Genomic DNA, 14858 nt, shown 5'->3' on the forward strand with positions numbered 1-14858 from the left:
ATTACACGGTTTAAGTTGTAATTTCAGCTACTTATGCAATCAGAAATAAAACCTAAAATTGCGATATCAATTGGCGACTTCAATGGCATTGGTCCGGAAGTTGTACTCAAAAGTGTTTCTTCTGCCCTGCATACCTCTACTCCGGTCATTATCGCACCGGTTGGGGTTATTGAATATTATAAAGAGCTCTTAAATCAGGATATCAATTTCAATGTCTTAAATGAAGATCTTGATATTCACACTGATGAGATCAACGTTTATCCGATACAAACCAATAACCTTTCTATAACCCCCGGTACCCTTTCAAAAGAAAGTGGAAAGGTGGCGATGCAAGCCATTGAAACCGGGATACAATTCTGCCTTGAACATAAGACGGATGCCCTTGTAACGGCCCCGATATCTAAAGAGTCCGTAAACCTTGCCGGATATGATATTCCGGGCCATACCGAATTTCTGGCCTCCTCTACGGATACTGAATCAGTTCTGATGATGCTGGTCAGTGGTTCCTTAAGAGTTGCCCTCGTTACCACTCACATTCCCATAAAGGACGTAGCCAAATCCATTGATCCGGAACTCATTAAAGATAAAGTGGATCTGCTGGCCAAAAGTTTGATCAAGGATTTTGGTATCAGGGAACCCAGGATCGCCGTATTTGGGCTGAATCCTCACGCCGGTGATGGCGGAGTGATCGGCCGGGAAGAACTGGATATGATCATTCCAACACTCAAAGAAATAAATGACAGTTACGAATCCGTTCAGGTGAATGGTCCGTACCCGGCTGACGGCTTTTTCGGCCAAAAAATGTATGAAAATTATGATGGTATTCTGGCCATGTATCACGATCAGGGACTTGCTCCCTTTAAGTTACTTTCGTTTGGGAAAGGAGTTAATTTCACCGCCGGCCTCCCTATCATCAGAACCTCTCCGGATCATGGAACGGCCTTTAATATTGCCGGCAAAGGTGTGGCCAATCCTTCCTCATTCAAAGAAGCCTACGATCTGGCTGTAGAACTTTCAAATAAGAAATTGCGTGAAAACTGATACAACACCAATATATACGGCTTTAGCTGAATTATATGATACCTTGATGGATGATGTCGATTATGAAATGTGGGCTGATTTCATTGACGAGGTCATACAAACCCATCATCCCAATCCGATCGATGTGCTGGAGCTCGCCTGTGGAACCGGTGCTATCTCGCTTTGCCTGGCACGGTTCGATGAATACAACCTGACCGGCACCGATCTCTCTCCTGCTATGATCGAGAAAGCGCGTCAAAAAGCCGCCGAACGGGAACTCGATGTGCAATTTCGAAGTATGAATTTTTTAGATATTGACATCGAACAGACCTTCGATATCATATTTTCGGTCTTCGATAGCGTCAATTATCTGCATGATAAAGCCGATATCCTGAAAATGCTGAGAGGATGTCATAAGATCTTAAAGCCAAACGGACTTCTTATTTTTGATTTTTCAACTCCAAAAAACTCTCTGGAAGCCGTCGATTATCTGAATAACGAAGAAGGGAGTTTCGGATCCTACCGTTATTTCAGAAGAAGCAAATACGATCCACACAATAATTTTCACTACAACATCTTTGATATTGACTACATGAAAGAAGACGGAAAAACCGTTGCAGACAGTTTTCAGGAGGTTCACAAACAAAGAGTGTATTCTCTTGACGAAATGTTGTCAATTTTAGCTCAAACGCCCTATCATCAGGTTGCCAAATACGAAGATTTTGATTTGGTTGATGCAGACGAAAACAGTGCACGCGTAACAATGGTTCTTAAATGTCAGAAACAGCCGTAATTGAACTTAAAAATGTAACCCTGAACTACGATAAGAACAGGGTTTTGGACGACGTTAACTTCAAACTACATAACGGGGAGTTCGCATATCTTATCGGTCCAACCGGAATCGGTAAAAGTACCTTCCTTAAACTCTTATATCGAGATGTGGTCCCTGATTCCGGAACGGTTCGTGTCACAGAATACCCTGTTAACAAGATCAGTGAACGCGAAGTCCCTATGCTGCGAAGACGGCTTGGTATTGTATTTCAGGATTTTCAGTTACTGAAAGACCGTAATGTTTTTGATAACGTGGCTTTTTCACTTCAGGTAACCGGTGAGAAACCGAAATTCATAAAAGAACGGGTGCTTGAGGTTTTGACCATGGTTGGACTAAGCCACCGAAGAAAACATCTTCCCAGAGACCTTTCAGGTGGAGAACAACAGCGGGTAGTGATTGCCCGTGCCCTTGCCAATGAACCACGCATTTTGCTGGCCGACGAGCCAACAGGTAACCTCGATCCCAAGGCTACAAAAGAGATCATGGAGCTGCTCAGAACCATTAACAATCGTGGTATGGCCGTACTCATGATCACTCACGACTATGCCGTGGTCAAAAAGTATAAGGCAAGAACCGTGCGTATGGTAAATGGCAAAACACAGGATCTTGTCTGGAAAGGCGATAAACTGGTTCCTGTCAAATAATTTCAATCCCCTTCAGACCTAATTTGAATGATGGTCGATCAGCAACAATTGACGGAGCAGATCAGGGCTTATGCTCTTGAATTAGGATTTGACGCCTGTGGTTTCGCTAGGGCACAGCACTTACCCCACGAAGAACGCAGGTTAGGTGAATGGCTTGATCAGGACAGAAATGGCACGATGAGCTGGATGGAAAACCATTTTGAAAAACGGGTCGACCCAACACTGCTTGTTCCCGGTTCGAAGACTGTTGTTTCTGTTTTAGCCAGTTACTGGCATCCATCCCATGCCCGGCAGATCGGTGACACCGAACATCCACTGATATCTAAATATGCACAGGGACGTGACTATCATAAGGTTTTGAAAAAGAAGCTGAAAAAGTTGTTCCGGTTTACTAAAGATAAATTTGGTGGACTGGAGGGACGTATATTTACGGATTCAGCCCCGGTTCTTGATAAGGTATGGGCACAGCGGGCAGGACTTGGCTGGATCGGTAAGAACTCCAATTTACTAAACAAAGACATCGGTTCGTTCTTCTTTATCGGTGAAATGATCATTGATGCAGAATTGAATTACGATGCTCCCCAAACTGACCATTGTGGTACATGTACCCGATGTATAGATTCTTGCCCTACCGATGCGATTTACGAACCTTACCGCGTGGATGCCACCAAATGTATCTCCTACCTAACCATAGAGCTTAAGGATGAAATTGCAGATTCAGAACAGGATGGAATCCAAAATTGGATCTATGGGTGTGACATTTGTCAGGATGTATGCCCCTGGAACAGCAAAGCTAAAATAGCCTCCTTCACTGATCTTCACCCCAGAGATTATGTGGTTGACCATGATCTTAAGTTCTGGCAAGATCTCACTCAGGACCAATACGATTCCATTTTTGAAGGCAGCGCCATTCGGCGAGCCAAGTTTGATAAATTCAGCCACAATGTTTCAGTGGTATCCAAGAACATTACTCAGATGGATCAAAAGAACTGATAATCCCCGGTTGTTAAACGCCGGTTAGTTTCATCAATTGAGACCCCTTCCATGGTAAATGTATCACCACTTTCTTTTTCTGTGACTTTCATATAAAGAACTGAGGCATTCCGCATATCATCCGGGTAACCGTAGTCCGGTGTCTTTTCATTGTTTTTGAAGGACGGAAACATTCCTGAAAAACTCATATCAATCTCATTTGTATAATACATGACGACCGTTGATTCATCATTCTCGATCTGCTTTCCCTGTGCTTCATAACCCAGAATTGTTTTGGATGGAAGATCTGTAATGACAAACTCTTCATTATCCATTTCTGAATCGTCGTAGGTTTCAACATCATCCGGAAGTGAATACGTGATGGCCATTTTGTTTTCCTCTTGTTCTACAAATGAGATCATACTGCCCAGGTCTCCATCCATAACCATAAACATTCCCTCCGCCTCGGGTATCTCATATCCCACATAATTACCGCCTGAGGTGAGGTAATAATCAAAAAACATATCATCATCCATTTCAGCATTGGATATTTTCATCTTGAATTTCCAATCGAATGAATAATCGGAAGGCAAATTCTCCGGTTTAGAGGTTCTTTCCGATCTTCCATAAGGATTATTCTCAGACTTGAACTGGACATCAACCTTATCAACCACAGCATCGGCTACCCGTTCTGAAATTTTATCCGAAACCCGATTCTCAACCTTCGATTTTGTCTTTTCTTTGATCTTTTTCCAGATCTGCGCTTCTGCAACTGCACTCATTGAAAAACTTATCAGTAAAACACCCGCAAAAAACTTAATGATTTTCATACCTGTCACCTTTTTAGATTTATAGATTGCTCACACCTATATACGACATAAAGTCCAAAAACAGATCATTTAGATTAAAATGTATAAAAAAAGCCGACCTGCAAAACAGGCCGGCTTTAACCCATGATCAACCAACTGAGGTTGAATCAATAGTTATGAAGTAATTTATACCCCACAACTCACGTCCTGAAACTGACTGTCCCAGCAATAACGGTTACCTGAATCATTACCGATCTGATAATATCCGGTCTCAGTTGAGGTATCCCAATGGATATATATATTTTCGGTTCCATACGTGTAGGTCATATCAAATGAAGTACCATCCTGAACAAAGGTGTAAAACTCCTCTCCTTCCTGACCTGAATCACCGTATAAACGGGTTTCGAGTTCAAACTGATCATCTCCACTCCGTGTCCATTCCGAGGTCATTAACGGTTCTTCAGTATTTGTATCAGGATTCAGGGAGTTGAAGGTCCAGTCCCCATATGAACCATCATTAGCCATCGTCCCTTCAATCATAGTATAATCTTCAAATGAGTTACCCTGTCCATCATCATAGGACCAGTTCATCTCCCAGCGAATAGAATCTGTCAGTTCCTGAGCCGTCAATACGATGGATATAGATTCGCCCTCGTACGCATACGAATACGTCCAGGTCCAGACTCCGTTATCAAACTCCGCCTCTTCTGTGTCTGCCGAGCTAAAGAAAGAACTGTAGATCTGCCCAAATTGACTAAAGGTCATCAGGCCCAACGCGTAGGATTTCCCATCATAGAAGTTATTGGTGGTCTGAAGCTTTGGATTATTATCCATAAAGTAGGACAGGTCCGGCTCTGCATCTTCAAAGGTTGGAATGGCAGGAGGATCTTCATCCATCCCTGAAACAGGATCATCGCTGCCGCAGGATGTCCATACAAATAATGACAGTAGTAGTGTGACTGTAAACAGTCGAATTGTATAGTTTTTCATGTTGTACCGATTTTTGGTTAATACTTGTATCAGTACATGCGAAAAACAGAAGAAAAATGGGTCACCCGAAATATTAAATTTTATCTCTCTTGTCGATAAGGGCTTTGTACAATAACTCCCTGGCTCTGAAAATATGGGCTTTTACGGTCCCTAATGGAAGATCAAGTATTTCTGCGATCTCCTGGTAAGATTTTTCTTCCATATGTCTCATCTCAATGACCAATCGGTACTTCTCCGGGAGATCATCAATTGCCTCCTGAACGATGGCTTTACGTTCTTTTTTCATGACCGGTTCATCGGTAGAGAAACTTTCATCCGGCAGCTGAATTTCCATATCTCCATCCTTGGTCTTATAAGGCTGATCGATGGAAAGGGTTTGGAGTTTTTTCTTTCTCAGATAATCGATGGTGTGATTGGTAGCAATGCGATATATCCAGGTCGAAAATGCATATTCGTTACTATAGGAATTCAGGTTATGAAAGGCTTTCATGAATACCTCCTGAACCAGGTCATCAACCAGTTCCACCTCTTTTATCATCTTCCGGATATGGAAATAGAGCGGCTTTTGATATTTATCTACAAGTTTACTGTAAGAATCTTCCCTGCCGGCCAGTGCTTCACTTACCAAAGCATCATCTTCCAGACTGCTCGCAGACGCATTTTTACGTGGTGAGTTATTTTCCAATTCTGAGTTTTCTTCTGCCATATCCGAATTAAATTCAGCCCTTAAAATACAAAGCCTGTGCTAAATGAAAATGCTTTTTTTAAGTATAATTTTAAATATGAACCTTTTTTAGTACACTTTACGCATTAATGGTTGAAGCATTTATGCAACAACTATAATAACAACAAAAATAAATACTCATGAAAAAACTAACTACTTCTATATTCTTGGTACTTTGCTCAATTTTAGCTGTACAAAGTGCACAGGCACAATTTAAAGCCGGTGTTGGACTTATGTACGGTACTGAGGTTGAACAACTGGGTATTCGTGTTGACGGGGTTTACACGATCAATGAGCAATTCAGAGGTGTAGCTGATTTCGGCTATTACTTTCCTGAAGATATGAATGGCGGTAGTATTAACTACTGGGAACTTAACCTGAATGGTAACTATATGTTCTTCTCTGATCCTGATCAGGGACTGAACGCCTATGCCTTAGCCGGTCTGAACTTCTTTAATGTATCGGTAGATATCGATGGATTTGGCAGCAGTTCTAGTAACGAAACCGGATTAAATCTGGGGGCAGGCTTGGAGTACAATCTTGATTTTGCCGAATTGTTTGCTGAAGCCAAATTTGTCATCAGTGATGCTGATCAGCTAAACATTGGTGCCGGTCTAAGGTTCCCTTTCTAAACAGTTAGTAGCTTTGCTGTTACAAGCATCAAAAGCGTTGTTGAGAAGATCAGCAACGCTTTTTTATTTGGTGTTCAATATGGCACCGTGTCGTATCCCGCCTGTTGAGACCGTCAATTCTTTTCTTTCAAATCTCTCCATGAAGCCATCCAATATCAACAGTCCGGCCAGTATGATATCTGCCCTACCCTTCAGAATGTTAGGGTGTTCTTTCAGGATCTCTTCGGTTCTCATCTTAGAAAAACGCTGAATCACGTCCCGAATCTCATCTCTTTCAAGGATCACATCATTGATCTCTTCCACAACGAAATTATCCATTTCCATCACAATTGCCGCAAGTGAAGTAACCGTACCCGCCACACCTACCGCTTTGAAGTAGGAGTTATTGTGAAAAAATCGGTTTCTGAACGTTGTTTTAACGTAATCCCGGCAAGCCTTGATCTCATCTTCTGTCGGTGGGTCTGAACTCAAAAACCGTTCAGTAAAGCGGACCGAACCCATATCAAATGAATACTTATCCACCATGTACTGATCTCTGACATGAGCTACCTCAGTGCTGCCTCCACCAATATCAAGTATCAGGTATTCCCCGCGACCGGATGTGGGCTTCTCTATCATGGATAATGCTCCGGCCGCCGTCCATTTTGCTTCCTCTTTCCCTGAAAGTAAACGGATATCAAAGCCCGTTTGCTGCTTTACGTTCAGTATGAATTCGTCACGGTTCAGGGCATCCCTGACAGCACTGGTGGCTGTTACCACCGGTTTGGCAGCTTCCGGGAAGGATGAATCCAGGATCTCTTTATAAACCAGGAGTGCCTCTATGACTCTATTCATTGAAGCTTCATTGATCATTTTTTGGGCATCCACCCCTTTACCCAAGCGAGGCAGTCTTTGCTCCTCATGCAATGGAAGGATGATTCCCCCCGAACGTTTCTCCGCCACCAATAGCAGCACAGAATTGGTCCCGATATCAATAGCAGATCTGATCATTTCTCAAACAGAATTGCGATCCACTCTCCATTTTGGCGGGTTCCCTTATATGTTAGGGATCCTACTGCCGGCTGCTCTTTGATAGTTTTTTCATCTTCTTCCAGAAGTCCGGAAAGGAGCAGTTTACCGCCCCCACTTAAGCGTTTCACAAGTTCAGGCAGTAATTCGATCAGCGCATTTCGGTTTATATTTGCAAGGATCAGGTCGTAACTGTCCCCTTCAGGAATGACTTCTGTTGAACCGAGTTTAACCTCAAAATTATCAACCTGGTTCAGCAGGATATTTTCTTTGGCATTGGTTTCACTCCATTCGTCGATATCAAATCCAAAGGCACGGTCGGCACCAAGTTTGAGGGCCGCAATGGCGAGAATTCCGGTTCCTGTTCCCGCATCCAGCACCGTATCCCCTTCGATCACTACTTCCGGCAGCCATTCGAGCATCACCCTTGTTGTGGCATGGTAACCGGTTCCAAAAGCCATTTTGGGATCGATCATCAAGTCGATCTTATCCCCGAGATCTCCTTCTAATGAACTCCAGGTTGGATGCACATAAAACTTTCCGATCGTTTGGGGTTTTATGGTTTTTTCCCATTCCTCATTCCAGTTTTTTGGAGTAAGAACCTGCTCACTCAAAATGGAAGATTCCTCACCATAAGCCATTATCTTTTGCTCGATCTCTTCCCTCTTGGTATCATCAAAACGGTTTGCAGGAATACTTGCGACCAATACATCATCTAATTGTTCAAACCCTTCAAAATCCAGTTCCAGAAGTTCTGCTATCAGTAATTCCTGATAATCATCTTTTACTGAAATACGCAGTTCTATGTAATCCATTATAACCTGTTGTAAATTAATTCTGCTAAAACATTACCCACAGCCTGCATGGTTTGCTTGCTGATAATGTCCATATCATCATTTTGTGTGTGCCAGTAAGGAGGAAATTCAGCCACTCCATTAGGTTTTCGGTAGTGATGGATAATGTTAATAATGGGAATTCCTGCCTGTTCATTCACGATCACATGATCATCTGAAACAGCTGCGCCCTGTTCATCCAGAAACAGATCTCCATACCCTTTTTCCCCCGCAATATTCCATACTTCATTAACAAGATTGGGAGCATAATTCACTGAATACTGTTCTTTGGGAAACTGAGCTCCGGTTCCCCCTACCATGTCCAGCAAGATGCCAAAACGAGGACTGTAACCGGGTACCGGGGGATTTTGAGACCAATATCTGGAACCGAGAAAATACCGGCTAAGGTCACCTGACTCACCATAATCTTCTCCATCAAATAAAACAATATCTACACCAACCGGTGGTGGGTTATCCCTGAACATCCTTGCAAGTTCCAACAATACGCCAACTCCACTGGCTCCGTCATCGGCACCTAAAATAGGATTGTCAGTATCCGTCGAATCCATATCGGCCCGCGGACGACTATCCCAGTGCGCACTTAACATAATGCGGTCTGAGGCGTTCAAGTTGAATGCGGCGATCACGTTGCCAAGCTGTAAGGTTTCTTCATAACCTTCTGTTTCAAATCGCTGAACAAAAACAGCGTTGTTTCCGGCGTATGATCTTAATTTCTGTTCAAAATAATCGATCGCTTTTTGATGGGCGGTACTATTCGGAACCCTTGGCCCCAACTCTACCTGATCACTGACAAACTGATATGCCGAATCTACATTGAATGCAGGTACTGTTCTTCCCTTTTCAGTGAATGAAAGTCCCGTTTCGCTTTCCTCACCACAACCAATGAGGATTAGGGATGACAACAGAATCAACCATTTATTCATCACGGTGTACCATGGTAGATGAAGATTGATCAACAGGAAAGACTATGGTATCCATGATGTTAACATGATCAGGGCGATTTGCAATAAACAGGATGATCTCTGCAATATCCTGAGCTACCAGTGGTTGCATGCCCTTATAAACGCTGCCTGCCTTTTCTTTATCTCCACTGAAGCGAACCTCACTGAATTCCGTTTCCACCAGTCCCGGTGAGACCATACTTACTCTGACCTTCGTACCGTGCAGGTCCTTCTTCGTTGCTTCGGTAATTGCTTTAACCGCATGTTTAGTGGCTGTGTAAACCACACCTCCCGGGTAAGATTCATGTCCGGCAATGGACCCAACATTGATGATATGCCCTGCATTACGTTCCTTCATTTGAGCCGAGATCAATCGCGAGAGATACAGTAATCCCTTGATGTTGGTATCGATCATGGTATTCCAGTCATCAAAAGAAGCAGAATAAACAGGATCTGTTCCTTTAGCCATACCGGCGTTATTAACCAGGATATCCACCGGTTTGTCAATCGAATCAACGAATTTGACGCAGGCATCTGAGTCCTGAATATCAAAAGCAGCCGGGGTGACGCTTACCCCATATCTGGATTCGAGATCTTCTTTAAGCTGATTCAGCTTTTCCTCTCTTCTTCCCGTGAGGTACAGATCGACACCGGAATCCGCCATTTGAATGGCCGTGCTCATTCCGATCCCGGCAGTTGCACCGGTTATGACAGCTGTCTTGCCCTGAAGTCGATTCATGCTATGCCTTGTTTTTATTTAGTATGAAGTTCTGCTAAACGACCGGCATTGATCACTTTTTCTTCCTGAAAACTATCTGCCATAAACTGAATACCATATGGCATTCCATCACTGTGTGTTCCGGCAGGCACGCTTATCCCACAGATCCCCGCAAGATTAGCTGTGATCGTGTAAACATCATTCAGATACATTTGAACCGGATCATCCAGTTTGTCACCAATATCAAAAGCTGTGGTCGGTGCCGTTGGACTTACGATCACATCCACCTTTTCAAAGGCTTTTTTGTAATCATCCTGAATAAGCCGTCGTACTCTTTGAGCTTTTCCATAATAAGCATCATAATACCCGGAACTAAGCACATAGGTCCCCAGCATGATCCTTCTTTTAACTTCCTGCCCAAATCCTTCAGTTCTTGATTTCTTGTAAAGTCGGATCAGTGCGGAATCCATTTTGGTCAACTGCTCCTGCAGAGCGATCTTTTCATCTCCGGTAGCTGACTCAAATTGTTGCCTTAGAGCTTCTTCCTCTTTTTTCAGTTCATCCAAAACTTCTTCCTTATCGGCACGGTGACCATACCTGATCCCATCATAACGGGCAAGATTACTAGACGCCTCAGCCGTTGCCAAAACGTAGTAAGTAGCAATACCGTATTTTGTATAGGGCAGTTTGATCGGAACCAGCTCGGCTCCGTCAGCTTCAAGTTTTTTTAGTAAACTTTCGATGCCTTCCTTAATCTCGGGATCCAGTCCTTCCCCAAAGAACTCTTCCGGTACACCGATCTTTATATTCTTATTGGGATTCAGTGCAGCATCCACATAATTGCCGGTCGCTTTCTGAGAAGATGTATTGTCTCTTTCATCAAATCCCGCGATCACATCCAGAATTCTTGCTGTATCCTCAACAGAATGAGCCAGCGGACCAATACAATCAAATGAAGAAGCAAAGGCTACAAGTCCATAACGGGAAACACGTCCATACGTAGGTTTAAGTCCAACCACTCCGCAATAAGACGCAGGCTGACGAATAGAGCCACCGGTATCAGAACCTAACGTTGCCATAGCCATATCAGCAGCAACAGCCGCGGCACTACCACCGGACGATCCACCAGGCACTTTATTAGTGTTATGAGGATTTTTAACCGGGCCGAAGTTGGTGTACTCATTGGCAGAACCCATGGCAAATTCATCCATGTTCAATCGTCCGATGAGGATGGCATCTTCGGCTAAAAGGCGTTCAATTACCGTGGCATCATACACACTTTCAAAGTCCTCGAGCATCTTTGACGCACAAGTCAGCTTCTTTCCTCGCTCAGAAATGACATCTTTTATACCCAAAACCACACCGGCTAGTTTACCGGCTTCACCCTTATCGATCTTTTTCTGGATCTCTTCGGCTTGCTTTTTGGCCGCCTCAAAATCCGTAGCCACATAGGCATTTATTTCATCATTTCGGGTTTCAATACGTGAGATATAATGGTTTACAATATCGTTAAGTTGTACTTCTCCGCTTAAGACTTTTTCGCGAGTCTCTGAAATAGTCATGTAATTCAATTTCTGCTTTTAATTGCTTTTAGAGGTGGTTTCTTCGTGATTTGCAGCGTCGTTGATATCGCGGGAACTATCCTCTATTTCCTTTTTGATATCCTTTGAAGCCTGTCTGAATTCTTTGATACCTTGTCCCAATCCTCGGGCCAGTTCCGGAATTCGTTTAGCTCCAAATAAAACCAAAACTACAATAGCAATAATTAGAATTTCAGGGGCGCCTAAACTGTTAAACATAAAAATAATCCTCTCAGGATTTAGTTGATGTATTTGTGCGAAGATAACAATATTTTCGGCACGAATTTGGAACAAAAATTTAATTTATTCACTTGTGTTTTAATGACACTTGTGTTTATTACACTCATTCATTTTAAAATAATTACATACATATGATCTGGACTGTAGAATTAGCAGCTGCATTAGACGACGCCCCTTTCCCGGCCACACGAGAAGAACTTATAGAGTGGGCCGAAAGAAACGGACTGCCTAATCAGGTGATCGTCAATCTTGAAGAACTTGAAGAAATTGAACAAGGTGAGGAACCGGTTTACGAAGGCATTGAAGATATCTGGCCCGACTACATCCGAAAAGAGGATTTCTTTCACAATGAAGAAGATGAAGGATTCGATTACGACGACGTTTAAATGACAGACTCTTTAGGCAGAAGTTGCGGTTACTTATTTTAATGTAGCCGGCCGAGTCCGACCTTCGTAACCCTTCATTCTGAGATGCCTTGCAAACACCTGATCTCCGACAGCTCATATCAGCATTTCTGCTGTGTTTTATAACATGGGTTGGATCACTCTATCCCGCAAACATTCAGGCTCAGGACGCACAATCTGAGGAAAATACTGAAGATGTGGTTCGCAGAGTTCGTTTTTCGGGTAATGATGATATTAAAGATCGCACCCTTACCACCCTGGTTCGAACCCGAACAAATCGTGAGTTTTTAAGTATTCCACATTTCACGCCATGGTATTCCTTATGGAAATTATCCGGGGGAAGATTTGGGGAGGAACCGGCTTACCTAGACCGGCAGACCGTTGCAAATGATATCGAGAGGATCACGCTGTTTTATGAATCTCTTGGGTATTTTGATGTAGCGGTAGATACCTCCATTTCTGAATACAGAACCGATAAGATCGAGGTTTCTTTTATCATTCAGGAAGGTCCACAATATCGGGTCAACACAGTTACCTACAGTGGGTTTCCCGGCTTTGCTGAGCCTAATAAGCGATTCGAATTTCTACAGGAAGGTGCCTTCTCCCGTGGCAGGATCAATGATACCACCTTCACGGTAAACCGGCCATACAGCTCTCAGGCACTGAGTACCGAACAACAACGGCTCATAACATTCCTAAAAGACAATGGGTATGCTTCAGTACAAAGAGATTCAGTGATCGCATTGGTAAAAGAAGATACCACATCTTCAAATTCACTGGATGTCATGTACCGTATCAAACCCGGGGGACAGTACAAATTTGGGGATATCAGGGTGAGGCTAAGTGACACCGAACCGCCTGTCAATTATGATGAAACTGACACGTTAAGCGGACCGCCACACACCACGGATTCCACTTACACTATCTCTCTTTTTAAGGAATCCGGTGCACAATCCAAGTTCCGCTTATTATCGGATCAGTTACTGTTCAAACCCGGAGAACTATACAATCACTCACTTTATCTGGAAACCGTCAATGAGTTTCAGAACCTGGGGATGCTTTACATTCAGCGATTCAGTCAGAATGAAGATCAGGTTCAACCCGATTTTACCAGGGAGGAAATACCGACTTATTTTGACCTGCAAACCCTGACCAAGCATAGTGTATCCACAGAACTGTTTGGAATGAAAAGGTATGGTTACGGTACCGGTATCGGCATAGACTACACCAATAACAACGTATTTGGCAATGCTGAGAACCTGAGTATTGGTGCCAATGCCAGCTTTGAGTTTGTAAGTCCCTCGGTTTTGGAAGAGATCGACACCACCGCTACTCAATCGTCGGTGTTCAGAAGCTATGAATTAACCGCTGATTATTCGGTTCCACGATTGAATTTCCCCTTTTCCTTTCTGGATAACAGGCCCGGTTTTACCAGTGGGGTGACCCGCTACCTGCTCAGCTACAGCCGCTCCGATCAGCTTCTGTTCGATATCAATTCTGATGTGGGTTTCAACATGCGGTATGAGGTGAATCATACCCCTAATTATTCCAGTTTTCTTGATCTCATCGAGCTTGACCTGGTGGATACGAACCCATCTTCCGCATATATCCGGAATCTCCGAAATGAATTCGGGACAGATACACTGAACGATGGCACCATCGTGGATGCTTTTGAATTACAGCGAATCCTGGAGGATTTCAATCCGCAGATCTCTTCTACTATCAGATATACGTTCCGAAGTCAAAATACTGACCTCATCAAAAGGAACAGAGGCTATTTCAGTGAATATTCTGTAGCCGTTGGTGGTAACATTCCCTACCTCATCGATAATTATTTAACCACACCGGGCACTTTGGAAGGCAATCTTCCCTCTCTGTTTGGGTTGAGCGACAACAGTCTCAGTTACAGCCGATATATAAAACTATCGGCTGACTACCGAAAATATTATCCCATCTCAGCCGTCGGGGTGTTTGCATGGAGACTGTACGGTGGCTTTGCCCATCCTTACGGGAACTCCACCTCTATTCCTTTGAACCGGCGTTTCTTTGCCGGTGGCAGTAACGATATTCGCGGTTGGGCCCCTTTTCAGCTTGGTCCCGGAGATATCTCCACTGACAACGTGAATATTCCTGGTGGTGAAATTAAACTGGCTGCCTTTACAGAAGTACGGCAAACTTTTATTCGTGATTTTCTCGGAGCAAACTGGTTTGCCGCTCTTTTTGCGGATGCCGGTAACATCTGGTATGGACCCAGAAACGATTTCAGGGATGAAAACAATCAGGACAGGCTGGATCGAGGCCGTTTCCGGTTTGATAATTTCTATAATCAGATTGCCGTTGCAGGTGGCCCCGGCCTGCGCCTTGACTGGGAATACGTTGTGGTTCGGTTTGATTTTGCCTTCAGGCTGCACGACCTTCAGTCTGGTTGGTTAAACAATAAGCAAGTATATTTTAACTTCGGTATCGGTCACTCCTTCTAAACTCAATCCA

General features: G+C 43.5%; 16 protein-coding genes. 7 read left to right on the forward strand and 9 right to left on the reverse strand.

Translation table 11 applies throughout. The features are described from left to right. The first annotated feature begins 33 nt into the window (after positions 1-33). From pdxA to queG, 4 genes are read left to right on the forward strand one after another with little or no spacing between them, the layout of a single operon-like run. Positions 34-1041 (forward strand): 4-hydroxythreonine-4-phosphate dehydrogenase PdxA, encoded by a 1008-nt coding sequence (gene pdxA, locus C3B73_RS06490; protein ID WP_103664789.1) that lies wholly within the window; start codon positions 34-36, stop codon positions 1039-1041. Beyond that, entirely contained in the window at positions 1031-1813 is a 783-nt protein-coding gene (locus tag C3B73_RS06495) for a class I SAM-dependent DNA methyltransferase (RefSeq protein ID WP_103664790.1), read from the forward strand. The genes pdxA and C3B73_RS06495 overlap by 11 nt, the downstream gene beginning before the upstream one ends. After that, positions 1795-2496, forward strand: coding sequence for a cell division ATP-binding protein FtsE (ftsE, locus tag C3B73_RS06500; protein WP_103664791.1), 702 nt, complete (start codon positions 1795-1797; stop codon positions 2494-2496). The genes C3B73_RS06495 and ftsE overlap by 19 nt, the downstream gene beginning before the upstream one ends. Before the next feature lie 30 nt (positions 2497-2526). Beyond that, on the forward strand, positions 2527-3489 hold the full coding sequence (gene queG, locus C3B73_RS06505; protein WP_103664869.1) for a tRNA epoxyqueuosine(34) reductase QueG: 963 nt from the start codon (positions 2527-2529) through the stop codon (positions 3487-3489). Here queG and C3B73_RS06510 read toward each other — a convergent pair. The 3 genes from C3B73_RS06510 to C3B73_RS06520 form a co-directional block, all read right to left on the reverse strand. Continuing rightward, the gene (locus C3B73_RS06510) at positions 3477-4298 is read right to left on the reverse strand and encodes a hypothetical protein (RefSeq protein WP_103664792.1); all 822 of its coding nucleotides are present in this window, start codon (positions 4296-4298) and stop codon (positions 3477-3479) included. The genes queG and C3B73_RS06510 overlap by 13 nt on opposite strands. Positions 4299-4463: 165 nt before the next feature. Next, the gene (locus C3B73_RS06515; RefSeq protein WP_103664793.1) at positions 4464-5267 is read right to left on the reverse strand and encodes a hypothetical protein; all 804 of its coding nucleotides are present in this window, start codon (positions 5265-5267) and stop codon (positions 4464-4466) included. 73 nt (positions 5268-5340) lie between these two features. After that, positions 5341-5973 (reverse strand): RNA polymerase sigma factor, encoded by a 633-nt coding sequence (locus tag C3B73_RS06520; RefSeq protein ID WP_103664794.1) that lies wholly within the window; start codon positions 5971-5973, stop codon positions 5341-5343. 158 nt (positions 5974-6131) lie between these two features. Between C3B73_RS06520 and C3B73_RS06525 the strand changes: the two genes are divergently transcribed. Beyond that, positions 6132-6623, forward strand: coding sequence for an outer membrane beta-barrel protein (locus tag C3B73_RS06525; protein WP_103664795.1), 492 nt, complete (start codon positions 6132-6134; stop codon positions 6621-6623). Positions 6624-6686: 63 nt separating this feature from the next. Here C3B73_RS06525 and C3B73_RS06530 read toward each other — a convergent pair whose 3' ends face one another. From C3B73_RS06530 to C3B73_RS06555, 6 genes are read right to left on the reverse strand one after another with little or no spacing between them, the layout of a single operon-like run. Beyond that, positions 6687-7613 (reverse strand): Ppx/GppA phosphatase family protein, encoded by a 927-nt coding sequence (locus C3B73_RS06530; protein WP_232803047.1) that lies wholly within the window; start codon positions 7611-7613, stop codon positions 6687-6689. After that, on the reverse strand, positions 7610-8446 hold the full coding sequence (gene prmA, locus C3B73_RS06535; RefSeq protein ID WP_103664796.1) for a 50S ribosomal protein L11 methyltransferase: 837 nt from the start codon (positions 8444-8446) through the stop codon (positions 7610-7612). The genes C3B73_RS06530 and prmA overlap by 4 nt, the downstream gene beginning before the upstream one ends. After that, a complete protein-coding gene (locus tag C3B73_RS06540; protein ID WP_103664797.1) occupies positions 8446-9408 on the reverse strand; it encodes a M28 family peptidase in 963 nt (320 codons plus the stop codon). Before C3B73_RS06540 ends, prmA begins: the two co-directional genes overlap by 1 nt. After that, a complete protein-coding gene (locus C3B73_RS06545) occupies positions 9401-10165 on the reverse strand; it encodes an SDR family NAD(P)-dependent oxidoreductase (RefSeq protein ID WP_103664798.1) in 765 nt (254 codons plus the stop codon). The genes C3B73_RS06540 and C3B73_RS06545 overlap by 8 nt, the downstream gene beginning before the upstream one ends. Positions 10166-10179: 14 nt before the next feature. After that, positions 10180-11706 carry an amidase family protein gene (locus C3B73_RS06550; RefSeq protein ID WP_103664799.1) on the reverse strand — a complete coding sequence of 509 codons (1527 nt, stop codon included), beginning with the start codon at positions 11704-11706 and terminating at the stop codon, positions 10180-10182. 18 nt (positions 11707-11724) lie between these two features. Further along, the gene (locus C3B73_RS06555; protein WP_103664871.1) at positions 11725-11943 is read right to left on the reverse strand and encodes a Sec-independent protein translocase subunit TatA/TatB; all 219 of its coding nucleotides are present in this window, start codon (positions 11941-11943) and stop codon (positions 11725-11727) included. Between the two features lie 152 nt (positions 11944-12095). Here C3B73_RS06555 and C3B73_RS06560 point away from each other — a divergent pair, with 152 nt between their 5' ends. Further along, complete coding sequence (locus C3B73_RS06560; RefSeq protein ID WP_020402200.1) at positions 12096-12350, forward strand: DUF2795 domain-containing protein; 255 nt, start codon at positions 12096-12098, stop codon at positions 12348-12350. A gap of 89 nt (positions 12351-12439) precedes the next feature. Next, positions 12440-14848: a BamA/TamA family outer membrane protein gene (locus tag C3B73_RS06565; RefSeq protein WP_232803048.1), complete on the forward strand. Its 2409-nt coding sequence runs from the start codon at positions 12440-12442 to the stop codon at positions 14846-14848. Positions 14849-14858 lie beyond the last annotated feature (10 nt).

The sequence above is a fragment of the Gracilimonas amylolytica genome (assembly GCF_002911695.1).
In the GTDB taxonomy this organism is placed as follows: Bacteria; Bacteroidota; Rhodothermia; order Balneolales; family Balneolaceae; genus Gracilimonas; species Gracilimonas amylolytica.